This is a genomic window from Nocardia sp. NPDC004654, from assembly GCF_040609595.1.
GTDB lineage: Bacteria > Actinomycetota > Actinomycetes > Mycobacteriales > Mycobacteriaceae > Nocardia.
In genome coordinates this window covers 670,837-694,402 of record NZ_JBEXKI010000004.1, presented here as the reverse complement: position 1 = coordinate 694,402, position 23,566 = coordinate 670,837, and the positions used below count along the sequence as shown (strand labels likewise).

23 protein-coding genes are annotated in these 23,566 nt (G+C 67.3%); 15 read left to right on the top strand and 8 right to left on the bottom strand.

All coding sequences use genetic code 11. The annotated features are described in order from the left end of the window. The first annotated feature begins 13 nt into the window (after positions 1-13). The gene (locus tag ABZV58_RS17485; protein ID WP_355001171.1) at positions 14-859 is read left to right on the top strand and encodes a tetratricopeptide repeat protein; all 846 of its coding nucleotides are present in this window, start codon (positions 14-16) and stop codon (positions 857-859) included. Positions 860-1,188: 329 nt separating this feature from the next. Here the strand turns inward: ABZV58_RS17485 and glgB are convergent, their stop codons facing one another. From glgB to ABZV58_RS17465, 4 genes are read right to left on the bottom strand one after another with little or no spacing between them, the layout of a single operon-like run. After that, a complete protein-coding gene (gene glgB / locus ABZV58_RS17480) occupies positions 1,189-3,366 on the bottom strand; it encodes a 1,4-alpha-glucan branching protein GlgB (RefSeq protein WP_355001128.1) in 2,178 nt (725 codons plus the stop codon). Next, positions 3,363-5,366: an alpha-1,4-glucan--maltose-1-phosphate maltosyltransferase gene (locus tag ABZV58_RS17475; protein WP_355001127.1), complete on the bottom strand. Its 2,004-nt coding sequence runs from the start codon at positions 5,364-5,366 to the stop codon at positions 3,363-3,365. The genes glgB and ABZV58_RS17475 overlap by 4 nt, the downstream gene beginning before the upstream one ends. A gap of 39 nt (positions 5,367-5,405) precedes the next feature. Then, positions 5,406-6,047 carry a LysE family translocator gene (locus ABZV58_RS17470; protein WP_355001126.1) on the bottom strand — a complete coding sequence of 214 codons (642 nt, stop codon included), beginning with the start codon at positions 6,045-6,047 and terminating at the stop codon, positions 5,406-5,408. A 47-nt stretch (positions 6,048-6,094) separates the two neighbouring features. Further along, positions 6,095-6,694, bottom strand: a complete 600-nt coding sequence (locus ABZV58_RS17465) for a TetR/AcrR family transcriptional regulator (protein WP_355001125.1) — start codon at positions 6,692-6,694, stop codon at positions 6,095-6,097. A gap of 78 nt (positions 6,695-6,772) precedes the next feature. Between ABZV58_RS17465 and ABZV58_RS17460 the strand changes: the two genes are divergently transcribed. The 12 genes from ABZV58_RS17460 (at position 6,773) to ABZV58_RS17405 (ending at position 19,460) form a co-directional block, all read left to right on the top strand. Continuing rightward, a complete protein-coding gene (locus tag ABZV58_RS17460) occupies positions 6,773-7,225 on the top strand; it encodes a VOC family protein (protein ID WP_355001124.1) in 453 nt (150 codons plus the stop codon). Between the two features lie 51 nt (positions 7,226-7,276). Continuing rightward, the gene (gene glgP / locus ABZV58_RS17455; RefSeq protein WP_355001123.1) at positions 7,277-9,907 is read left to right on the top strand and encodes an alpha-glucan family phosphorylase; all 2,631 of its coding nucleotides are present in this window, start codon (positions 7,277-7,279) and stop codon (positions 9,905-9,907) included. Between the two features lie 217 nt (positions 9,908-10,124). Further along, the gene (locus ABZV58_RS17450; protein WP_355001122.1) at positions 10,125-11,486 is read left to right on the top strand and encodes an NCS2 family permease; all 1,362 of its coding nucleotides are present in this window, start codon (positions 10,125-10,127) and stop codon (positions 11,484-11,486) included. A 121-nt stretch (positions 11,487-11,607) separates the two neighbouring features. Then, positions 11,608-12,150, top strand: coding sequence for a DoxX family protein (locus ABZV58_RS17445; RefSeq protein ID WP_355001121.1), 543 nt, complete (start codon positions 11,608-11,610; stop codon positions 12,148-12,150). 120 nt (positions 12,151-12,270) lie between these two features. After that, a complete protein-coding gene (locus tag ABZV58_RS17440) occupies positions 12,271-12,666 on the top strand; it encodes a Rid family hydrolase (protein WP_355001120.1) in 396 nt (131 codons plus the stop codon). 149 nt (positions 12,667-12,815) lie between these two features. Then, complete coding sequence (locus tag ABZV58_RS17435; RefSeq protein ID WP_355001170.1) at positions 12,816-13,454, top strand: formylglycine-generating enzyme family protein; 639 nt, start codon at positions 12,816-12,818, stop codon at positions 13,452-13,454. 21 nt (positions 13,455-13,475) lie between these two features. Beyond that, positions 13,476-15,161, top strand: a complete 1,686-nt coding sequence (locus ABZV58_RS17430; protein WP_355001119.1) for a protein kinase — start codon at positions 13,476-13,478, stop codon at positions 15,159-15,161. A gap of 197 nt (positions 15,162-15,358) precedes the next feature. Then, positions 15,359-16,102 carry a hypothetical protein gene (locus ABZV58_RS17425; RefSeq protein WP_355001118.1) on the top strand — a complete coding sequence of 248 codons (744 nt, stop codon included), beginning with the start codon at positions 15,359-15,361 and terminating at the stop codon, positions 16,100-16,102. Between the two features lie 126 nt (positions 16,103-16,228). After that, positions 16,229-16,840, top strand: a complete 612-nt coding sequence (locus ABZV58_RS17420; protein ID WP_355001117.1) for a DUF3558 domain-containing protein — start codon at positions 16,229-16,231, stop codon at positions 16,838-16,840. A 95-nt stretch (positions 16,841-16,935) separates the two neighbouring features. Then, a complete protein-coding gene (locus ABZV58_RS17415) occupies positions 16,936-17,355 on the top strand; it encodes a hypothetical protein (RefSeq protein WP_355001116.1) in 420 nt (139 codons plus the stop codon). Positions 17,356-17,364: 9 nt separating this feature from the next. Further along, positions 17,365-18,696: a hypothetical protein gene (locus tag ABZV58_RS17410; protein ID WP_355001115.1), complete on the top strand. Its 1,332-nt coding sequence runs from the start codon at positions 17,365-17,367 to the stop codon at positions 18,694-18,696. Next, positions 18,693-19,460, top strand: coding sequence for an ESX secretion-associated protein EspG (locus ABZV58_RS17405; protein ID WP_355001114.1), 768 nt, complete (start codon positions 18,693-18,695; stop codon positions 19,458-19,460). Before ABZV58_RS17410 ends, ABZV58_RS17405 begins: the two co-directional genes overlap by 4 nt. Before the next feature lie 133 nt (positions 19,461-19,593). Here ABZV58_RS17405 and ABZV58_RS17400 read toward each other — a convergent pair whose 3' ends face one another. The 4 genes from ABZV58_RS17400 to ABZV58_RS17385 form a co-directional block, all read right to left on the bottom strand. Continuing rightward, positions 19,594-20,082: a hypothetical protein gene (locus ABZV58_RS17400; RefSeq protein ID WP_355001113.1), complete on the bottom strand. Its 489-nt coding sequence runs from the start codon at positions 20,080-20,082 to the stop codon at positions 19,594-19,596. Positions 20,083-20,202: 120 nt separating this feature from the next. Continuing rightward, the gene (locus ABZV58_RS17395; RefSeq protein WP_355001112.1) at positions 20,203-21,084 is read right to left on the bottom strand and encodes a hypothetical protein; all 882 of its coding nucleotides are present in this window, start codon (positions 21,082-21,084) and stop codon (positions 20,203-20,205) included. A gap of 3 nt (positions 21,085-21,087) precedes the next feature. Continuing rightward, positions 21,088-21,429, bottom strand: a complete 342-nt coding sequence (locus ABZV58_RS17390; protein WP_355001111.1) for a type VII secretion target — start codon at positions 21,427-21,429, stop codon at positions 21,088-21,090. Between the two features lie 2 nt (positions 21,430-21,431). Continuing rightward, positions 21,432-22,016 (bottom strand): YbaB/EbfC family nucleoid-associated protein, encoded by a 585-nt coding sequence (locus ABZV58_RS17385; protein WP_355001110.1) that lies wholly within the window; start codon positions 22,014-22,016, stop codon positions 21,432-21,434. Positions 22,017-22,554: 538 nt separating this feature from the next. On the opposite strand from ABZV58_RS17385, the gene ABZV58_RS17380 reads away from it, so the two are divergent. Continuing rightward, positions 22,555-23,130, top strand: a complete 576-nt coding sequence (locus ABZV58_RS17380; RefSeq protein ID WP_355001109.1) for a DUF3558 domain-containing protein — start codon at positions 22,555-22,557, stop codon at positions 23,128-23,130. Between the two features lie 34 nt (positions 23,131-23,164). Beyond that, positions 23,165-23,566: a hypothetical protein gene (locus tag ABZV58_RS17375; RefSeq protein WP_355001108.1), complete on the top strand. Its 402-nt coding sequence runs from the start codon at positions 23,165-23,167 to the stop codon at positions 23,564-23,566.

Here is a 23,566-nt window from a genome sequence, read left to right as displayed (position 1 = left end):
CGTCGCCGCTGCCATGTCCGGAGCGGTGGATCTGTCCAGCCTGAAGCAGCCGCCCGCCGGTGCGACCGGTGGTGGTGGCGACTACGCGGTCGGCGAGGCGGACTTCGAGACCAAGGTGCTGCGCCGGTCGATGCAGGTTCCGGTGGTCGTCGCGCTGTACTCGCAGCGCAGCCCGGGCAGCGTCGAGCTGGTCAGGACGCTGGAGCGGCTGGTCGCGGCCGACGGCGGCACGTGGGAGCTCGCCACCGTCGAGGCCGAGGCCAACATGCGCATCGCGCAGGCGCTGCGGGTGCAGGGCATCCCGACGGTGATCGCCATCGCCGCCGGGCAGCCGCTGGCCGATTTCGAGGGCGCGCAGCCCGAGCCGCAGGTGCGGCAGTGGCTCGACGCGGTGGTCGACGCGGTCGCGGGCAAGCTCGAGGGTGGTGGTGCTCAGCCGCAGCCCGCGGAGGACCCGCGCTTCGCCGCCGCCGAGGACGCGCTCGAGCGCGGCGACCTGGCCGGCGCGGAGGCCGCCTACGAGGCGATTCTGGCCGCCGAGCCGAACAACGAGGAAGCCAAGGGCGCACTGCGGCAGCTGCGCTTCCTGGCCAGGGCTCAGCGGGTGCCGGACTCGGCGCTCGCGACCGCCGACCAGGACCCGGCGAATGTCGACGCCGCCATCGACGCCGCCGACCTGGAACTGCTCAACCAGCGGCCGGAAGCGGCGTTCGACCGGCTGATCGCCGTGGTCAAGCGCACCGCGGGCGACGACCGCACCAAGGCGCGGACCCGGCTGCTCGAATTGTTCGAGCTGTTCGACCAGGCCGAGCCGTTCGTGGTCGCGGCTCGCAGGAAGCTCGCCGCCGCGCTCTACTGATATTTGTGCCGCAGACGCCCGGAGCGATTACGCCCGGGCGTCTTCTGCGTTCAGGCACGGCAGACCGTATCCAGCAGCGGCCAGGCCCCGTCCAGAATGGTCGGCGCGGCAAACGACAAAGGGCCACCTTCATCCAGGCAAAGCCAGCTCGAGGCGACCTTCGATGATCCGGTTTGCGTGCCGACTGAAGGTGACCTGCATCGTGGTCGGCCGACTAGTGGTGACCTTCGGTCGGATTGGATTCGCCGCGCGGTCAGGGCCGGTTGATCCTGGGCGGCCATCGACTGGAACGTCGGCTGGCCGGTTGCCGATCGGAAGGGCGTCCGCGATCAGGCGGATGGACCCGCCAACCACACCGCGCTGTTCGGCGCCAACGCGACGCTCGCCGAGAACGGACGCCCGTGCCAGGGAATCTCCTCGGTCTTCACCGCGCCGTAGTTGCCGATGCCGGAACCGCCGTACTCCGCCGCGTCCGTATTGAGGATCTCGGTCCACTCGCCGGGGACGGGCAGCCCGACGCGGTACTCACCGTGCACCGAACCCGAGAAGTTGTACACGCACGCGACGACCGATCCGTCCGCTCCGTAGCGCAGGAACGCCAGCACGTTGTGCTCACGGTCGTCGGCCTCCAGCCAGGAGTAGCCGCCGGGTGTGGTGTCCTGGCTCCAGAACGCCGGGTGGGCGCGGTAGGCGGAGTTCAGGTCGCGGACCGCGGCGGCGATGCCGGAATGCAGGGGATTGTCCAGTTCGCCCCAGTCCAGGCCGCGGTCGTGCGACCACTCGCGGAACTGGCCGAAATCCTGGCCCATGAACAACAACTGCTTGCCGGGATGGCCCCACATGTAGGCGAGCAGTGCTCGAACGCCCGCCGCCTTGGCGAAATCGTCGCCGGGCATCCGTGTCCACAGCGTGCCCTTGCCGTGCACGACCTCGTCGTGGCTGATCGGTAGCACGTAGTTCTCGCTCCACGCGTACATCAGCGAGAAGGTGATCTCGTTGTGGTGCCAGGAGCGGTGGATCGGGTCCCGGCGCAGGAAGCCGAGGGTGTCGTGCATCCAGCCCATGTTCCATTTCATGGTGAAGCCGAGGCCGCCGACGTCCGCGCCGCGGGTGACGCCGGGCCAGGTGGTGGACTCCTCGGCGACGGTGACGACGCCGGGGTGGTGGCGGTGCACGGTGTCGTTGAGGTCTTGCAGGAAGTCCACGGCCTCCAGGTTCTCCCTGCCGCCGTGCACGTTCGGCTCCCAATCCCCTTCGCGGCGTGAGTAATCCAGGTAGAGCATGGAGGCGACGGCGTCGACGCGCAGGCCGTCGATGTGGAATTCCTCGATCCAGTAGCGCGCGTTGGCGACGAGGAAGTTGCGCACCTCGTGCCTGCCGAAGTCGAAAATGTAGGTGCCCCAGTCGAGTTGCTCGCCGCGGCGCGGGTCGGCGTGCTCGTAGAGCGGGGTGCCGTCGAAGCGGGCCAGCGCCCATTCGTCGCGCGGGAAGTGGGCGGGCACCCAGTCGAGCAGCACGCCGATGTCCGCGCCGTGCAGGTGGTCGACGAAGGCGCGGAAGTCGTCGGGGGAGCCGAAGCGCGCCGTCGGGGCGTAGTAGGAGGTGACCTGATAACCCCAGGAGCCGCCGAACGGATGCTCGGCGATGGGCAGCAGTTCGATATGGGTGAAGCCCGCCGCCCGCACGTAATCGGCCAGCTGCTCGGCCAATTCGCGATAACCGAGGCCGGGACGCCACGAGCCGAGGTGCACCTCGTAGACGCTCATCGGCGCGCGGTTGGGGTCGGTCGCGGCACGGCGTTCGAGCCAGTCCGCGTCGCCCCAGGTGTAGCGGCTCTCGGTGACGACCGAGGCCGTCGCGGGCGGGTGTTCGGTGGCGAAGGCCAGCGGGTCGGCGTGGTCCACGGTGCGTCCGTCGGCGCCGTGCACCCGGTACTTGTACTTCGTGCCCACGCCGACGTCCGGGACGAAGACCTCCCAGACCCCGGACGAGCCGAGCGCCCGCATCGGCGCGGTGTTGCCGCTCCACCCGTCGAAATCGCCGATCACCGTGACGCCGCGAGCATTCGGCGCCCATACCGCGAACGAGGTGCCCTCGACCGGGCCGTCCAATGTGGTGTAGCTGCGCGGATGGGCGCCGAGCACGTCCCAGAGCCGCTCGTGGCGCCCCTCGCCGATCAGGTGCAGGTCGAGCTCGCCGACTGTGGGCAGGAAGCGGTAGCCGTCGGCGGCGACGACGGTTTGCCCGTCCGGATAGGTCGTGACCACGCGGTAGTCCATCAGGTCCGGATAAGGCAGCACCGCCGCGAAGATCCCGTACCCCAACGGTTTCAGCGAATGGTCGTCCCCGCCGACCCGCACCGCGATGGTGTCGGCGTGCGGCCGCAACACCCGCACGACCGTCCCGTCCGGATGCGGATGGGCGCCGAGGACAGTGTGCGGGTCGTGATGGGTGCCCGCCGCCAGCAGCATCAGATCGCGGCGGTTGATGGTGGCCGAGCGGGTCATCGGAACGACCGCCGGTAGGCCAGCTCCAGTCGTGCGGGCGCGGGCACCGGCGGCAGCGCGATGATGTGCGCGACCGCCTTGGCGGGATCGAGGCGCACGTAATTCGTCTGGGCCCAGTGGTATTCCTCGCCGCTCACCTCGTCGACGACCACGGGATGGTCGTGCCATTCGCGACCGATGGCGGGTAGATCGAGCGAGAGGAAACCCTGTTCGGCGCCATAGGGATTCAGGTTCACCACGGTCAGCACCGCGTCGCCGCTGACCGGATCGAACTTCGAGTAGGCGAGCAGGGCGTCGTTGTCGACGTAGTGGAAGTGCAAGCAGCGCAGCTGTTGCAGCGCCGGATGCGCGCGGCGGATCTCGTTGAGCCTGGTCAGCCAGGGTTCCAGCGATTCGCCACGGGACAGCGCCTCGGCGAACGGGCGGGGGCGCAGCTCGTATTTCTCCGAGTCCAGGTACTCCTCGCTGCCCGGACGCACGGCCTGGTGTTCGAACAGTTCGAAACCCGAGTACACGCCCCAGGTCGGTGACAGAGTTGCGGCGAGCACGGCGCGGATGGCGAACATGCCCGGCCCGCCGTGCTGGAGGCTCTCGTGCAGGATGTCGGGGGTGTTCACGAACAGATTCGGGCGGGCCTCGTCGGCCTTGGCGGCCAGTTCGTTGCCGAACTCGGTGAGCTCCCATTTCGTCACCCGCCACGTGAAATACGTGTAGGACTGGCTGAATCCGCGCCGGGCCAGGCCGTAGAGGCGCGCCGGGCGGGTGAACGCCTCGGACAGGAAGATCACGTCCGGGTCGGTGCGCCGCACGGTGGCGATCAACCATTCCCAGAAGTCGGCGGGCTTGGTGTGCGGGTTGTCGACGCGGAAAATCTTGACGCCCAAACCGATCCAGTGCCGTACCACGCGCAGCACTTCCGCGTAGAGCCCGTCGGCGTCGTTGTCGAAGTCGACCGGATAGATGTCCTGGTACTTCTTCGGCGGGTTCTCGGCGAAGGCGATGGTGCCGTCGGGCAGCGTGGTGAACCACTCCGGGTGCGCGGCGACCCACGGGTGGTCCGGTGCGCATTGCAGCGCGAGGTCGAGCGCGACTTCCAGGCCGAGTTGCCCGGCGGCGGCGACGAATTCGGCGAAATCGGCCTCGGTGCCGAGTGCGGGATGCACGGCGTCGTGTCCGCCGTCCTTCGAGCCGATCGCCCACGGGGAGCCGACGTCGCCGGGTTCGGCGGACAGGGAGTTGTTGCGGCCCTTGCGGTTCACCTCGCCGATCGGATGGATCGGCGGCAGGTACACCACGTCGAAGCCCATGCCCGCGATGCGGGACAGTTCCTTGGTCGCGGTGGCGAAGGTGCCGTGCACCGGCTTGCCGTCGGCGTCCCACCCGCCGGTGGAGCGCGGGAAGAACTCGTACCACGAGCCGTACAGCGCGCGATGCCGCTCGACCTGCACGGTGTGCTGCTGGCCCCTGGTCACCAGTTCGCGCAGCGGAGTGTCGCGCAGGATCTCGGCGACCTCCTCGCTGAACGCGGGCGCGACGCGGGCGGGCAGCTGCGCGTCGCTGCGCAACGCCGCTGCCACCGACCGCAGTTTCTCGAACTTGGCCTTCGGCAGCGCCTGCGCCGCCCGGTCGAACAGCCGGGCGCCGATCTCGAGGTCGTTGGCCAGGTCGACGGCGCTCTGCCCGACCGAAAGCTTGGCTTCCACGGCGTGCCGCCAGGTCGCGATGGGATCGCTCCAGCCCTCCACACGGAAGGTCCACGCGCCGGGCTGGTTCGGGACGAAGGTGGCGTTGAAGACGTCGGGCTCGTACTCCGGGGTCATCCGTATTCGGGTGGCCCGGGACGCTCCGGGAGCGCGCACCGTGAGCGTGGCGGCGACCGCGTCGTGTCCCTCGCGCCACACCACGGCGCGCACCGGGAACACCTCGCCCACCACGGCCTTGGCCGGGCGGCCGCCGGGGATGGACGGGGCGGTGTCATCGATGGCGATGCGGCCGGTCACGTGGACCAACCTACCCGGTGCCGTGCCGATGATGCGGATTCAGCGGGCATCGGCGGCCAGGCCGAGGCCGAGCGCCACCAGCGCCGCGCCCAGCGCGCGCTCCACCCGCTGCCGGATACGCGCGCGGCGCAGCAGGCCGCCAGCGCGGTCCGCGGCGAGCACCACGCCGACGCACCAAGCGGTGTCGATGACCAGCTGGATCGCGGCGAGGACCAGCACCGTCGGCAGCACCGGCCCGCTGGTCGGCAGGAACTGCGGCAGGATCGTCAGGCCGAAGACCGCGGCCTTGGGGTTGGCGGCGATCGAGAGCAAGGCGGCGCGGAAAGCCGCGGCGGGGGTGCGTCCAGCGGGCAGCAGCGTCGTCATGGTGGAGCCGAACGCGTCGTCGCGGCCCGCGCCGCGCCAGGCCTGCACGCCGAGCCAGATCAGCACCGTCGCGCCGAGCGCGTGCACGGCGGTGTTCAGCACGGCGTTCGCGACCAGCAGGACCGAAAGACCGGCGCCGCCCGCGAGCGTCCAGCCGAACACGCCTATCTCGTTGCCTGCCACCGCGGCGAGTCCCGCGCGGCGGCCGTCGCGCACCGACCGTTGCAGGAACAGCGCCGTCGCCGGGCCGGGCAGCGCGGCCAGCGCCAGGCAGGCGAGCAGGAATTCGGGGAGCACGTCGACCCAGTGCGGCATCAGCCGATGGTGGCACGGGCGGAGCGGTCCGGCCAGTGGATCGATTTTCAGTGCGACCGCTTGTCCCGCAGGCCCTCGAGCAGTGCGCGCAGGGCGGTCGTGGTCTGGTCGAGCGCGTCGGGCTCGGACGCGGTGGTCAGCCAGAGCGCGGCCTCGTTCATCGCGCCGGAGAGCAGGTGGGTGAGCGGGGCGATCGGCTGTGGTGCGAGCACGCCCGTATCGACCAGCAGTCGCAAAGCCTCGCCGAGATGCCGGGCGGAGTTGGCCTCGTCCAGCGCCCGCCATTCGTGCCAGCCGAGCACCGCGGGGCCGTCGATCAGCATGATGCGCTGGATCTCGGGATCGGTGCAGGTGGCGAGGAACGCCTCGCACCCGGAGACCAGCTGGGTCCAGGCATCCGAGGCGGGGTCGGCGGCCGCGGCGACCCGCTCGCCGACTTCCTGCTGCACCTGCTCCAGGACGGCGCGGAACAGCTCGGCCTTGCTGGCGAAGTTGTGGTAGAGCGCGCCCTTGGTGACGCCCGTTGCCGCGACGATCTCCGAGAGGCCCACGGCGCCATAGCCTTTCGCGGCGAACAGGCGTCTGCTCGCGCGCAGCAGCGCGCGACGGGTCTCTTCGCGCTGCTGCGCGCGCAGGGTGCTCGGCATCGAAAACCTCTCCGTTGACATTCCATCGGTATGCGAACTACCTTACTTCACATACCATCGGTACGTGAAAGGTTGGACATGAAACTCGGCAGCTTCTACCCCGTCCTCTGCACCACGCGGCTCGCGGAATCGCGTGACTTCTACACCGAGTGGCTCGGCTTCGAGATCACCTTCGAGGCGGACTGGTACATCAGCCTGCGCCGCCGCGGTGGCGCCGACGAGCCCGAATACGAGCTCGCGCTGCTCGACCACACGCACCCGACGGTGCCGGAGGCCTACCGGAAGCCGGTGCAGGGACTGGTGCTCAACTTCGAGGTCGACGACGTCGACGCGGAATGGGAGCGCCTCGTCGTGCGGGGCGGGCTGGACGCCGAGCTGGAAATCAGGTCCGAGGACTTCGGCCAGCGCCACTTCATCGTCGCCGACCCGAGCGGCGTGCTGATCGACATGATCACGGAGATCCCGCCGAGCGCGGAGTACACCGCTCAGTTCAGCGCCGAGTACGTCGCCGAGAAGTTCGCCGACCGGTGAGTCACGTCGTCGGGGCGGCCGAGGCGCGTGGCGTTCGGTAGGGTTCCCGGAGTGAAGGCATTGCGTCGATTCACCGTCCGTGCCCATCTGCCCGAGCGTCTCGCGGCGCTGGGCGAACTCTCCACGAATCTGCGCTGGTCGTGGCATTGGCCGACGCAGGATCTCTTCGAGGAACTCGACCCCGAACTGTGGCGTGAGGTCGGGCGCGATCCCGTCCGCATGCTCGGGGAGGTGCCCGCCGACCGGCTCGACGAACTGGCCGCCGACGCGGACTACGCGGGCCGGGTCGACGCGGCCGCCGCGGACCTGCGCGCCTATCTCGACCGCCCCGGCTGGTCCCAGCGCCAGAACGACGAGGACGGCGCGCGCGGCATCGCCTACTTCTCGATGGAGTTCGGCGTCACCGAGGTGCTGCCCAACTATTCCGGCGGTCTCGGCATCCTGGCGGGCGATCACCTCAAGGCGGCCTCGGATCTCGGCCTGCCGCTGATCGGCGTCGGCCTGCTGTACCGATCGGGGTACTTCCGGCAGTCGCTGTCCTCGGACGGCTGGCAGATCGAGCACTACCCGAGGCTCGACCCGCAAGGGCTGCCGCTGCGCCTGCTCACCAGCGACCGCGGCGCGAGTGACGGCTCGCGTGACGCGGGGTCAACGGATCACGGCCATGAATCCGGCTCGCCGGTGCTCGTCCACGTGGCGATGCCCGACGGCAAAGTGCTGCGGGCGCGGGTGTGGATCGCGCAGGTCGGGCGGATTCCGTTGCTGCTGTTGGATTCCGACATCGCCGAGAACGATCCGGAACTGCGCGCCGTCACGGACCGGCTGTACGGCGGCGACCAGGACCACCGCATCAAGCAAGAGATTCTGGCGGGCATCGGCGGCGTGCGCGCGGTACGCGCCTACACCCGCGCCGCTGGCCTACCGGACCCCGATGTGTTCCACATGAACGAAGGCCACGCGGGCTTCCTCGGCGTCGAACGGATCCGCGAATACGTCTCGGGCGGACTCGATTTCGACACCGCGCTGGCCACGGTGCGGGCCGGGACGGTGTTCACCACGCACACCCCGGTGCCCGCGGGTATCGACCGCTTCCCGATGCCGCTGGTGCGCCGCTACTTCGGCGGCGGACACGGTGAGACCGAATCCGCCATGCTGCCAGGGCTTTCCGTGGACCGCATCCTGGCGCTGGGACGCGAGGCCGATCCGTCGGTGTTCAACATGGCGCACATGGGTCTGCGGCTCGCCCAGCGCGCCAACGGCGTGTCCCAGCTGCACGGCGAGGTCAGCCGCGGGATGTTCGCGCCGCTGTGGCCGGGCTTCGATCCGGCGGAGGTGCCGATCGGCTCGGTCACCAACGGCGTGCACGCGCCGACCTGGGCCGCGCGCGAGTGGATCGACAAGGCGCGCGAGCACATCGGCGCGGAGCTGGTCCAGGAGGCGCGCGGCTGGGAACGGCTGCGCGATGTGGATCTGGGCGAACTGTGGTCCACCCGGAACACGCTGCGCGCCACGCTGGTCGACGAGGTGCGCCGCAGGCTGCGCGCGTCCTGGCTGGAGCGCGGCGCCGCCCCGGCGGAACTGGGCTGGATCGACCAGGTCTTCGATCCCAATGTGCTGACCGTCGGCTTCGCGCGCCGCGTCCCAACCTACAAGCGCCTCACCCTGATGCTGCGCGATCCGGAACGGCTGCGCACCCTGCTGCTGCATCCGGAGCGGCCGGTGCAGTTGGTCGTCGCGGGCAAGAGCCACCCCGCCGACGACGGGGGCAAGTCGCTGATCCAGCAGGTCGTCCGGTTCGCCGACGATCCCGAGGTGCGCCATCGCATCGTCTTCCTGCCCGACTACGACATGTCGATGGCCCGGTACCTGTACTGGGGCTGCGACGTGTGGCTGAACAATCCGCTGCGCCCGCTGGAGGCGTGCGGCACCTCGGGCATGAAGTCCGCGCTCAACGGCGGACTCAATCTCTCCATCCGGGACGGCTGGTGGGACGAGATGTACGACGGCGAGAACGGCTGGGCGATTCCCACCGCCGACGGCGTCTCCGACGAACACCGCCGCGACGATCTGGAGGCCGCCGCCCTCTACGACCTGTTCGAACGCGCCGTCGCACCGCGGTTCTACGACCGCGACGGCTCGGACATGCCGGTGCGCTGGGTCGAGATGGTGCGGCACACCTTGCAGACGCTCGGCCCGAAGGTGCTGGCCTCCCGCATGGTCCGGGATTACGCCGTGGAGTACTACGCACCCGCCGCGAACGCACTGCGGCGCGCGGTGGGCGACGAGTTCGCGGGCGCGCGCGCGACCGCGGAGTATCGCGGACGCGTCGCGGCGGCCTGGCCGTCGGTGAAGGTGATCCAGGTGGACAGCGCCGGGCTGCCGGACACGCCGATCATCGGCGCGCCGCTGTCGCTCACGGCGCGCGTCGAGCTGGGCGGTTTGAGCCTGTCGGATGTGGTGGTGCAGGCCGTGATCGGTCGTGTCTCGCCGACCGACGAGCTCTCCGATGTCACCACCATGCCGATGACGCACGTCGGGTCCGATTCCGGCGTGGAGTTCTTCCGGGTGGAGACACCGCTGCCGGTCTCCGGCGCCGTCGGGTACACCGTCCGCGTGCTCCCGCACAACGACCTGCTCGCCTCGGACGCCGAACTCGGCTTGGTGGTCGCGCCGAGCGCGTGACCGCGGTGGAGAGCGGGCCGCGAAAGCGGGGGTGACCAGTGTCACGTGTGTCCTCGAGCGGTGGGGCCCGCATCGGCTCCGGTGTTCGGTGAATTGTCCGCTAAGGTGCGCTGCTGGACGCAATCCGTCGACAGCCCACGCACGGCCGCAGCTGATGCGGAGGTACGCCTGACGTGTCCGGGCATCCCCTTGTTCGACCGCCAGGACTGGAGAACCCATGGCAACCGACCTGCTGACCCGAACCCGGGGTCGCATCGACACGTACTTCGGCGTCGGCCAGAACGGCTCGACGATGCGCCGCGAACTGATGGCGGGCACGGTGACGTTCCTGGCCATGTCCTACATCCTCGCGGTCAATCCGGCGATCCTCGGTGACGAAGGCCCGTTGGGCGACAAGGGTATTCCGATGCAGGCGGTGTTCACCGCCACCGCCGTGGCCGCGCTGTTCGGCACCCTGGTGATGGGACTGTGGGCGCGGTACCCGATCGCGCTGGCGCCCGGCATGGGGCTCAACGCGTTCTTCGCGTTCTCGGTGGTGCTGGGCATGGGCATTCCGTGGCAGGTCGCGCTGTCGGGGACCTTCCTGTCCGGCGTCATCTTCTTCGTGCTGGCCGTCACCAAGGTCCGCGAGAAGATCCTCAATGCCATTCCGCTGCAACTGAAGCTGGCGGTGGGCGCGGGCATCGGCATGTTCGTCGCGTTTCTCGGGCTGAAGAACGCGGGCATCGTCACCGCGAGCGAGGCGACCTTCGTCAAACTGGGCGATTTCACCGCGGGCACCACGCTGCTGGCGCTGTTCGGCCTGCTGGTGACCGTGGTGTTCCTGGTCAAGGGCTGGCACGGCGCGGTGCTCTACGGCATCGTGCTCACCGCGCTGCTCGGCATCGTCACCGGGCTGGTGGAGCTGCCGGAAGGCATCGCAGCACTGCCGCGCGGACTCGACGAGACCTTCGGGCAAGCGATCATCCACCTGCCCGACGCGTTCACCGCGCAGATGGCCGTCGTCGTGCTGACCATGTTGTTCGTCGACTTCTTCGACGCCTCCGGCACACTCATCGGCGTGGCCAACCAGGCCAGGCTGCTGGACATGGACGGCAAGCTGCCGCGCGCCGCGAGCGCGTTCGCCGCCGACTCGGTCGGCACCGCGGCGGGCGCCGTCATCGGCACCTCGACCACCACCGCCTACGTCGAATCCACGGCGGGCGTCTCGGCGGGCGGCCGGACCGGGTTGACCGCGGTGACGACCGCGGGCTGGTTCCTGCTCGCGATGTTCTGCTATCCGATCTTCGCGGTGGTCGCGGGGTCTCCCGAGGTGACCGCGCCCGCGCTGATCGTTGTCGGCGTTCTGATGGCGCGTTCGCTCGGCGAGATCGATTGGAACCGGCTCGAGTACTCGGTGCCCGCGTTCATCACCGTCATCATGATGCCGCTGACCTATTCGATCGCGAACGGGCTGGCCATGGGCATGATCTTCTACCCCGTGGTGATGGTCGCGCGCGGCCGGATCAAGGAGATCCATCCCGCCATGTGGGCGCTGTTGGTCATCTTCGCCGGATATTTCTTCTTCCTGGCCGAGTAGCCGGAATAGATCCCCGCAACGCGGAGTTGGCACAAACTGTGTGACAATCGGACCGCGGTCCGATTAGTTGCCGAAACTGACGATCGTGTCCACGACCACGTTGCAGGGATGAGGAACCAGCATGACCACGAAGTCCACGGCACTGCCCGATATCAAGACCACCAGCTCGCTCGACGGCGTCTCGAGCGACATCGGCCTGCTGATCCTGCGGGTCGTCTTCGGCGCGCTGCTCGCCGCGCACGGCGCGCAGAAACTGTTCGGCTGGTTCTCCGGCTACGGGCTCGAGGCCACCCAGGCGAGTTTCGAGCAGATGGGCTACAACCCGGGCAAATTGTTCGGCACCCTGGCCGGTCTGACCGAGGTCGTCGGCGGTCTGATGCTGGTTGCCGGTGTGCTCACCCCGCTGGCGGCGGCCATCGTGCTCGGCACCATGCTCAACGCGATCAACGCCACCTGGGGTCCCGGCCTGTTCGGCCAGGGCGGCTGGGAGATGCCGCTGCTCTTCGGCGCCGTGGCCGCCACACTGGCCTTCACCGGCTCCGGCAAGTTCTCGGTGGACGCCGGACGGCCTTGGGAGCGCAACGGTTTCGTGTGGGGCGCGGGCGCGGTGGTGCTCGCCGTGGCCACCGGCATCTTCACGCTGATCCTCAAGTGGGTGCTCTGAGCAAGGCCTGACGTGGGCGGCGCGGCGATCGGATCGCCGCGCCGCTTTCGTTTGTCACACCCGGCGGTGCCGCGTCGTCGTCTGGGTGCGGCCCGATCAGAGATTGAAGGAGACAGTCGGATGACCATCGAGATCAGCAACCCCGCCGAACTGCACGACCCGACCGGGTTCGGCTACAGCCACGTCGCGCGGGTGTCCGGGGAGCTGGTGCTCATCGCCGGGCAGTACGACTCGGACGCCGAAGGACACACCACCACCGAGGACTTCGCGGGACAGGTGGACCGGGCCTTCGCCAACCTCGGCATCGCCCTGCGCTCGGCGGGGCTGGACTACGCCGACGTGGCGCAGCTGCGCACGTTCATCGTCGAGCACGATCTCGACAAGCTCACGGTCCTCGGCAAGAAGATCGCCGAGATCTGGGGTGAGCGGCCGCCGACGCAGACCTTGCTCGGTGTCGCGGCGTTGGCGTTGCCGGGCATGCTTTTCGAGGTCGACGCGGTGGCGGTGCGGGGCTGAGTTCCCGGTGCCGGGCGGGTGCCGTGCGCATCCGCCCGGCTCGGCTTGCAACATCGAATCGGCCGTGCGCGAGGCTGACGGCCGAATCGCGTGGGCCCGCTCCAAGCTGCGGACATTACGATCGCTGGATCATGAGTGCGGAAATCGAGCTGGTCGCCGTCGCGGCGGGGCGGGTGAGGCTGTCGGATCGGCGCACCGAGCGCAGTTGGGAGGTGGATCTCGCGCCCTATCGAATCGGCGCGGTCGCGGTGACGCAGGAGCAGTATCTGTCGGTCACCGGGCTGCGGCCGAGTTCGGTCGAAGGGGATCGGTCTCCGGTGGAAAGCGTTTCGTGGTTCGGCGCGGTCGGCTTCTGCAACGCGCTGTCGGAACGTGCGGGGCTCGCGCCCGCCTATGGGGTGGACGGGTCGGCTGTGGAATGGGATGTGTCGGCGGACGGCTTTCGCTTGCCGACTGAGGCGGAATGGGAATATGCCTGCCGCGCGGGCACTTCCGGTCCGCGTTACGGTGAGCTCGACGAGATCGCTTGGTATCGCGGTAATTCTGGCGGGCGCGCGCACGAGGTCGGCGGGAAAGTGCCCAATGCCTGGGGTTTGTACGACATGCTCGGCAACACCTGGGATTGGTGCTGGGACGTGTACGACGCCGAGGTGTACGGGGAATATCGGGTGCTGCGCGGGGGCGGGTGGTCCGATCAGCACTGGAGCTGCCGTGCGTCGGTGCGGCGGCGGAGCCATCCGACCTTTCGGATCGATGACGTCGGGTTCCGGGTCGCTCGCTCGGGGTAGCATCGGCACGCTTGCCGGTGGATGGACGAAGGAGGGGGCGGCGTGCTGCACGAGGGGGAGGTCTTCGCGGGCTACGTCATCGAGCGACAGCTCGGTCGCGGCGGCATGGGCTCGGTGTATCTGGCCAGGCATCCACGTCTGCCCCGACGTACCGCGCTGAAGCTGCTGAACCAGGAGATGTTCGCCGACAACGAGATTCGCGCCCGCTTCGAACGGGAGGCCGACCTCGTCGCACAACTGGACCACCCGAACATCGTTACCGTCTACGACCGCGGGATCGAGGACTCGCAGCTGTGGATCTCGATGCGGTACGTCGACGGTTCCGACGCCGCCGAAGCCGACCCGAACTCGCTCGCGCCCGACCACGCCATCCGGATCGTCGCCGAGACCGCCGAGGCGCTGGACTACGCGCACGGCACGGGCATCCTGCACCGCGACGTCAAACCCGCCAACATCCTGCTCGCTCGCGCTGGCGTCGACCGAGAACGCGTCTTCCTCACCGATTTCGGCATCGCGCGCCTGCGCGACGACGCGGGACACCTGACTCAGACCGGCACCTTCACCGCCACCCTGACCTACGCCTCCCCGGAACAGCTGACCGGCGCGCCACTCGACGGCCGCACCGACCAGTACTCGCTGGCTTGCACGCTGTATTGGCTACTGGCGGGCGTGGTTCCGTTCGATTCCACCAATCCCGCGGTCGTCATCCAAGGGCATTTGCAGCAGCCGCCGCCTCCGCTGAGCAGTCTTCGTCACGGCCTGCCGGTCGCGTTGGACGGTGTGCTCGCGAAGGCGTTGTCGAAGCGGGCCGAGCAAAGGTTCGGTAGCTGTGGGGAATTCGCCGAGGCGGCGGCGCGGGCGCTAGCGGGAGTGGCGGTAGGGGTTCCGATCGGTGGCGCGACGGTGACACCGCCCCAGCCGTACTTCGCGGCTGGCGGGGCGCCGATGTCGCATGGGCCGGTTGCTCCGGCGCCGAGCCGAGCGCCGATGTCGCACGCGCCGGTTGCGCACGGGCCTGTTCCCGCGCCGAGCCGAGCACCGATAGGACACGGACACGTCCCTCCGGCACGAATGGGACCGGGCGGCATGATGCCCATGGGCGCTTCGCCACAACGGCGTTCGCCACTCGTCCTTCTCGCCGTCTTGTGCGCCGTCGCGGTGCTCGCCGTCGGCGGTGTCGCCACCGCGATGGCGCTCAACAGCTCCAAGGACCCCGCCGACGTCGACCTCATCCACCAAGAGTTCCCCGGCATGGTGCCCGCCGACCGATTGGATCCGGGCTTCCGAAATGCGAAGTGCGACAAACGCACCACCCGGAGTACCGAGAGTTCGAACATGCAGCAGCGCCCGGACTTCGGTAGTTGGACCGAAGCTTGGTTCTGCTACAGCGGCGACGGTGTCGGTCCGAACAGCCTCAACCCGCCCTACTACGAGTTCTATCGTTACCGGTCCGCCGCCGACGCCCGAGCGGTCGTTGCCGCACTCCCCAGCAACAAACGCTCCGAGGACGCACACGGATCGAAGACGTACACCAACTACACCCTCGACCGCCAAGAAGCCGGCTTCACCTACACCCGCATCGTCACCGTCTTCACCGGTGACGCCGACCGCGAAACCGTCCTCATGTACACCCACAGCATGGAAGGCTCCCTCCACCTCGACCTGGACGGTGTGCGGAAATGGTGGCGCGAAGCGCCGCTCTCGTGAGGACGACCCACGAGGCGCCGATCGCCGTACTCGGCGCGACTACAACGCTCGAGGCAGCGCCATCCAGATTCGGTCCGTAATCCGATCGTCGGGCTCGGCGCCGTCGCTGACTCCAGCCGAATGCAGGACGTGAAGTAGGCTTTCGCCGAATCAGGAGGGGGTGGCCAGTGCGGCGACTGAGACATGTTGGTGACCGCTTGATCGGTGACCAGTACCGTCCCAATAGTGGTGACTTCGAAGCGGATCCGCTACCGCCGACTCCAATGGTGTATCAGCGGCCGTGGACGCACGAGAACGATGTGACGATCAAGCTGCGCCGGTGCCGGGAGCCCTTGCCGAACACCCGAGCCCATTGGATGAAAACGGACCGGCCGCTACGCGTCGAACCGCTCGAACTGGAGATCGCGCAGCCACTGCCCGACGTGTGTCCCGGGCATGGTCGCTCGGCAGTGTCCCGAAGCGCGGTGCGGGCTTGCTTCTACGACACCGACCTGCATCCTCGCTTCCATAGCTCGAACTTGCCGCGAGACATGGCCAAGACAGTCGTGTCGCCGAGAAGGCTTGGCATCTCGCCTGTTTCGACGATCGTTGTCGGTGAGTGGCCCGTCTGTGACCGATGTGTCCGCACTGCCCGGCTATACCGCTGGCTCGCCCGCGCACTCCTGTTGCTGATGGCCGTCAATCTCGTCGCGGTGGTGATAGCGAGCGTGGCGAACATTGATCCCTTGCTCGGCCCGGTGGTATTGGCGCTGTTCCCGGGTTCGCTTCTGGGCTTGGTGGTGGTCGTTCACCTGTTCCGCAAGAGTGCCCAGCGAGTGACCTACCGGCCCATCTATGACGAGAGGTTCGCCTTCGTCCAAGCGCACCCTCGCTTCCGTGCGGCGATCGAACAAGATCCGCGCTATCACCCTCCGCTTGGTGCAGATCCCGACACGCCGTGATCAGTGCAGTGGTGGTGAGAGGCGCCAGCTCTGCTGAGCCGTTGGGCGCTTGGTCGCCGTCGGATAAGCTGGGCGGGCCCTAGTGGGAACCGAGGGGGATTCTGTTGCGTCCTATCCTGTGAGGGCTTGTCGGCGCTGGATGTCAGGAGGGGTATGCGAGCCATGGGGATGTCGAAGAGGTTCGCGGTGCGTCTGGCTGTTGGCGCGGCTGCCGTGAGTTCTGTGCTGGCGGGTTGCATGTCGACCGTTGGTGGTAATGCTACGGAGGAGGGGAGTAGTCCGGTCTCGCACAACGAGTCCGTGCCGCTGTTCAATCCGTGTACGGAACTGTCGGATGAGGTGTTGCGGGGGGACAAGTTGGATCCGGCGACCAAGCAGGTGACCGCCGACCGTGAGTCGAACGATGAGGCTTGGTGGAAGATCTGCAATTGGCGGTCTACCGAGGGCCCGTATGCGGTGAGCGTCTTCTCCACTCGCCGCACTGTCCCCGAGCGGCGAGCGAATGACCAAAGCCTCATCATCGGAGACGTCGCCATAGGATCGAGGGCTGGTGTGGTGCACACCAAGAGGCACGATCCTGACCAGCTGACCTGTTACGTCAGTGTTCCTGCGACGCAGGGGATGTTCGAGGTCGGAATCGCTTGGCGATACAGCGAGCGTGAATCCATGCCGCAATCACCGCCCTGTGGCTTGGCTGAGCGACATATGACGTACTTCGAACAGGTTCTGCCGAAATAGGGTTCGACTTTCTGGAGGCGGCCGAGCGGCCTCCTTTCGCGACGAGTGCCGATGTCGCGGTTCACTTCGAAGACTGGTCAGAGAGGGAGGGGCTGATGGCGCATGAAAACCAACCTGCAGGGACTCCGCAGAACCCTCAGTCAATAGATGATTCCTTAGCGCAGTGGCGCGGCTATAAGCAGAAGGCCGAGTCAGGTGAGTTTCGGATGGATCCCCAGATCGGCGATGCGTTGCGCAACCGCGCCGAGACGATGCTCAACGGACTCGAGGATGTCCTTCTCGTCAAGGCATCTGATCTTGGCCAAATAGGCGGTTTCGGGACACTTCCTTCCGCCCTAGCATTGAAGGGGAAGTTCGAGAACAAGGCGGTCAACGACTCCGACTCCGCGGTCAATCAGCTGAAGAAGCACATCGATCTCGTTACGTTGATGCGCGATACCTATGCCTTGTCGATTCGCAAGCTTTCCGACACCGATCAGGCCAATGCCAGTCAGTTCAATAACTCGGATGTATAAGCAGGCGTAATGGGGACTCCTCCGCACGAGTGGCTGGCCAACGTCGCCAGCTATGGCGTTCCAGTGATCGCGGTTCCGCGTCACGCGTACAACTTCTTCCACGCGCGATCCGAAGCGCAGACCCAGGAGGAAGACTTCAACGATCGCCAATCGAAGTACCAGAACCAGTGGGATACCGACCGGCAGTTCGTCAACAAGACATGGTCGGATCTGCAGTCGCAGTACGACGGACGATACGCGGACCGAGTGATCGTGGGGGACAAGAAGGAATCTTTCCTCTCGCAGTCGCACGAGTGGATCTACGACCACTTGAAGGACGTCAAGCAACCCGAGATCAACAAGGCCGCCGACGGCTGGCGCGATATGGTCCGCGCCGCCGAACGTCTCGTCAACGACTTCTCCACCGGCGTGCAACGCGACATCGACGACTTCATGGAGGGCAAGACCGCCAACGCGGTGGTCGAATCCACCAAGTCCTACGCGGACGAGATGAAGAAGCTGATCGTCACGTTCAACATGGTCGCCCGTGGACTGGATCTCACCGAGGGGTATCTGACCCAGGCGCAGCAGACCGTCGACGAGCCGCACAGCCTGTCGTTCATCGATCAAGTGATCGGTCACATTCCCGGCAACGGGGTTTTCAAGAGCGCCCAGTACCGCGCCGACGAAGCCGAGAATCGGGTGCGGGACTTCATGGATCGGGTGTATCAGCCCGGGGTCGTGGACGAAGTAGACCCGTACACGCCGATCCTGCCCGAGCCGAAGAGCAAGATCGACGACAAGAAGGACGAACCGGTCATCCCCGGACCTGGTCCAGGCCCCGGTCCTGGTCCCGGTCCGGGACCAGGACCGGGTGATCCTGGCACCGACGACCCGACGGACACGGAAACCCCTGAGTACCCGACGACCGACGACCCGCAGAGCACGACTCCGCAGAGCACGACTCCGACCGATCCGACGTCGACCACGCCGGCCTCCACCACACCCGCCGCGACGGTTCCCGACACCAAGCTGCCGAGTACGGGTCTGCCGACGCCCTCTGGGCCGGGCCCAGGCCCGGGGGCTCCCGGGCCGGGCGTGCCGACGATCCCGTCGCCCGGGCGGTCGGTGCCGGGCGGGAATGTTCCGGGACAGTCGGGGCCCTCCGGCGGGTTGGCCAACAGCCGCCCGGCGGGCACCGGCAGAGCGGGCATGCCCGGCATGGGTGCTCCAGCCGCTCGCGGTAAGGGTGATGACGACGATGAGCACAAGACGCCCGACTATTTGATCTACGACCATGGAGATGAATTGCTCGGGACTCAGCCGCCCGCGCTTCCGCCGGGTGGAGTGATCGGCGGATGAGTGAAAACCATTGGCGTCTGGATGGTTTCATGTTCCAGCTGGCGCTGGAGGCGTTCGGGCGTGACCGGCTGCCGTATCCGTTGCGCTACACGGTCGAGGGTATCGAGGCGCACGACGACTACCTACGTGCGCGCGCCGAAGCCGGGCAGCGACTCGGCCGGATCGCCGATCATCGCTTGCACGGCGCATTGCAGGTGCTACTCGAGCCACAAGTCCGCGTCGAGGTGCACGGCTTCTTCGGGCGCGATTTCGCTCAGGTCGTTCGCATTCACGCGGGCGTGGAAGGTGATTGGGCGGCCGTCGCGGTGCAGTTGCCGGGGCCGACTCAGCAGTACGGCCGCGACGTGCTGCTCTGGCACTGTCCCGCACGAGCCGTCGGTCGGCATATCGTTGCCCATCTACCGAGATGCGCGGAAGGTCGGCATTCTCCGATCCGGGGGCGTCGCTCCGATCTGGGCCGGACGGATTACGCCCAGCACCCCACCCGCTTGTCCCACACCGAGGAGTTGAACCGCATTCTGCGGCGTCCCCGATCCGGTCTCGGAGAGATCACCGCCTATCGGGGTGCGGCGTACGACAGCAGGCCGACGAACGACGGGCGTGGATTCCATTGGCTGGATTACCTTCCCGCGGACGGCAGGTATCTGCTCTATCACCAAGGCGGCGAGGATTTCACCGTCACGCCCGGTGGCCCGGAGGAGATCGAGCGTCAGTTGACCACCCTGATCGAGTCGACACACCGCCCGGTTGCCCGTCGCTGGTGACAGCCGTCCTCAACGGAGCCACAGGACGCCAGTCGCCGTACTCGGCGAGTGCGACGCCCTGAAGCCATCGCCACCCTGGCTCGGTCCGCAACCAGGCACCCGGGGTGTGGTTGGCGCCCTGGGCCGCCCGGCATCACCGTCCGAGATACACCACGACACCCGCGACGATCATTGCCGCGAACAACCCCACGATCACCCAGCTGAAACGCATCCAGTTGAGCGCGGGATAGCGTTTCGGCTCCGCGCCGATCGCACCCTGGTAGTACTGGAGACCAGGCGACCGGTAATAGACCGGCGTCTGCGCGCCGGGATGTACCGGCACCTCGGCCACCGCCTGCCCCATGTCCTCCCACCACACCCGGTTGATGGTCCATCGCACCCATGCCGCGGGCGGGCGAGTGCGGACCTCCACCGTATAGCGACCGGGCTGGGTGGGGATGTGCGTCTCACCCCAGCTGGTATCCGGTATCTCGTTGCCGTTCAACAGGATTCGCGGTCCGGTCGTGCCGTAGACGAAACCCAGCGGCCACGGCCGGTAGTACTGGGCATCGACCCGGATGCCCGTCGGGCCCGGCTCGGGACGATAGGCCTCGAGCGGGTCCGGCGGTGCGGTGGGCAACATTCGCCACCGGTTCCGCGTCCCACCCGGTAGACCGTCTGCCGCGTGATCCGGCCGTGACTCATCCTGCTGTTTACGCACAGCGATCTTCCTCCTATGCACCGCATAGCGGTTCGACTCCGGCTAGGCGGGTTGTGGTTGCGGCTGCTGTTGTTGCGCTTGGTCTTCCGCGATCCCGGTGATGACCGCCGTGAGGGCTTCCTTGTACGGGCCCAGATCCTTCAGTGCCTCGAGCATTTTCACGATCAGCATGGAAACCTTGACCGAGTCGCGGGCGATCCGCGCGCCAGCGGCAGGACCCACATGCACGATGGCGGCACCGGCGGTAACGATCAGCTCGAGCGTCCAGCCGATCAGGGCGCCGGCCAGACTCGCCAGCACGTCCTGGACCAGCGTGCGGAAAGCGTCGATGACCTTCTGCACGATCTCCATGATCTTGCCCATGGAGGCGGAGACACCGCCTGCGGCCGAGATCTTGCCGATCAGCGCGTTCGCGGTGGCTTTGTACGCTTCGCCAGCATCGCCGGTCCAGGTGGAGATGTCCTTGGCCAGGCCCGTCTCCCAGCTCGTCGCCGTCTCGACCATCTTCTCGGCGATCTTCGTCCACGAATCCGCGTAGGCCTGGACCATATCGGGGGATCCGGCCAGTTCGTCGAGCCACAGCCGGAGCGGCTCGACGTGCGTGAGCATCCAATCGACGATCTGCTCGGCCACGAAGGCGAAGGGATCTATGAAGGCGTCGGCGATGGTGACGCCCGTGGCGATGCCGCCGGTGACCACCGACAGCACATCACCCTTGCCGAGGTCGGCGAAGACTTTCCAGGCGTCACCGGCGACGGTGCCATCGATGACCCCCGGTACGCCGTCGTCGTTGCTCGCGAAACCGACTTCGTGCAGCCAGGAGACATCCTCCTGGTAGTAGTTGTTTCGATGGTCGACCGCGAGCTCGTCGTCGTCGTTCTTCAGTAGTTCGTTGTCGGGCGCTTCCGCGTCGTTGTGCGCCATGGTCTACTTCGTTCCCCCGGATTCGCCGATGGTCTCGCGCAGGTCGCTCAAAGCCTTACCGAAACTGGCGTCTTTGGCTTCGAACGTGGTGGCCACCGTTGTGAGTTTGTCCGGCAGCGCCGCGACGCTCTCGGCGACTTTTCGAATCGCGGAGACGGCGCCCTCGAAGTTGTCGTCGAGCAGCCAGCTCACGACCGGGCGCGGTATCTTCCCGTACCCGTCGTCGGCGTTGCCCAGGTAGGAGGCTGCCTCCAAGGCCAGGTCCAAGTCCTGGATCACGGACTTCAGATTCTCCGCGTGGTTGCGGACCTCGTCGGGATCTACCGACAGTGCTTCGCCGCCCATGTCTACACCAGCCAGGATTTCTTGTTGAAGTAGTCGTCATCGTCGTCCGGTTCGTCCGGGGTGACGATTTGCTCGCGGTCGGGCTTGCGCGAACGCGGTTGCGGCGCAGGCGGTTCGCCCGGCCAACCCGGAGCATGACCGAACGCGGGCGGCACCGGTGGCGGCACCGGATTCGGAACAGGTGGCGTCGGCGGCTGGACAGGTGGCGGCGGGGTGACCTGCTCGGCCGCTTGCTCCTCGGGGAAGCGCTCCCTGAAATTCTGGATGATCGCGGCACCGACCGGGTCGTCGCCGACGGAATTACGCACGGTATCGGACACCGCAGTGCGCAGACGTGCCTGCGCACTGCGCATGGTGGACATGATCTCGGCGGCCAGCGTCGACGGATCCGCGCCGCGCGCGGCGGCCGACAGGGTGATCGCGGAGGGAACGCCGTTGTTGTCGACCGTGACGGTGACCCGGCCGCTCGGGCTCGACCCCGTAGCGGTGACCGCCGCCATCCGCCCCTGCAACTCCTCGAACTGTCTGGCTCGGCGTTCCATATCCGCCGCGTAGCGCTCCATAGCTTCCGCGGTGAATCCGACCATGAACACTCCCCTCATCGCAGCCTCGACGACTGTCGTCCTACACGGCGATCTCCCGCCGCACACACCATGTCGTCTGGGGTCGTCCCGCGCAAATCTCGCTCCGAAGGTTTCGGAGTGCGGGTTACTACTTCATTCGACGTGACGGCGATCCGATCGGTTCCATCGAATTTCGGCGCCATACGGCACCCGCCGAGCACACCGTCTCCGCCAGCCGCTGCCCGGCGGCTCGAAAACGCCTACGTTGCCCTGTGATCCAGACGCCGCGCTGGCGCATCCACACCGCGTCGGTACGCGGCCGACCGGACGCTCACCCTCGTTTCCGGGGCAGCGATCGAACAAGACCCGCGCTGTCGTCCTCCGCTCGGCGAACAGCCCGGCACACCATGACCAGCGGCCGTTGTGCGGAGAAGCGCGACTCTCCGGAGCTGTTGGGCGCTTGGTCGCCTTTGGATAAGCTGGCCTTGCCCGAGTGGGAACCGAGGGGGATCCGGCGCGTAGAACGCTGGCTGGGTGCTCCGCGTCGAGCATCAGGAGAATCATGGGAACGAGCGCTGTGAGCAGGGGAGTGGCGGCGTTGTTCGCCGGGGTTGCGTTGGCGGGGAGTGTGGTTGGGTGCTCGTCGGTGGTGGACGGGAATGCGCGAACCGAGGGGGCGGCGAGTCCGACCAATGGTGAGAAGACTGTGATGTTCAATCCGTGCACCGATTTGTCCGCGGATGCGTTGAAAGCCGCCAAGGTCGATCCCGCTTCGAAGGACACCGTGACTGATCCGCCGTCGGGAGCAGCGGCCTGGCGTGCATGCCAGTGGGTCTCTACACAGGGTCCTTACCTCATGACAGTCGCAGCCTCGACTCGTACGCAAGACGAGGTCCTGCAGAACAGCACCGTGACCGGTTTCCAGCCGGTGACGATCGGTGCGAGGGCCGGACTTACGTACCGAGACAAGAACGATCCGGACCAGCTCGAGTGCTACGTCAGTTTTCCGTCGGCGGATGGCATGTTCAACGTGATCGTTGGTTGGCGCTACAGCGAGCGCGCGTCCATTACGCAGGCTCCTCCGTGCGACCTCGCGGTGCAGCATGCCAAACAGGTCGAGCCGTTCCTGCCGAAGTGATTGGCGGCGAGCAGGTCTAGGGAGAAAACGAAAAGTGGCGACTGAGCAGCCTGGCGCGCGAGTCCAAGGGATGGTGGCCCATTGGCAGACCTTGAAGCAACAGGCCGAATCCGGTGAATTGCGGATGGATCCAGAGATTGGCCGCGAACTGGCCGGTCACGCCGAACAGATGGGCAAGAAGCTTGACGGGTTGGTCCGGCAGGCCGGGTTCCTCGCATACGTGAGCGGGTTCGGCACACTGGCTTCCGCGGTGGCACTGAAGGACAAGTTCGCGCTCAAAGCCTCGGATGGTAATGACGCTGCCGTCTTGCGACTGAAGCAGAGCATCGAAGTCCTGACCCTGATGAAGCAGACCTACGAGCTCGCGGCGAAGACGATGTCCGAGACCGACCAGGCCAATGCGCAGCAGCTCTCACAGCAGGGCCAGGAGTGGTAA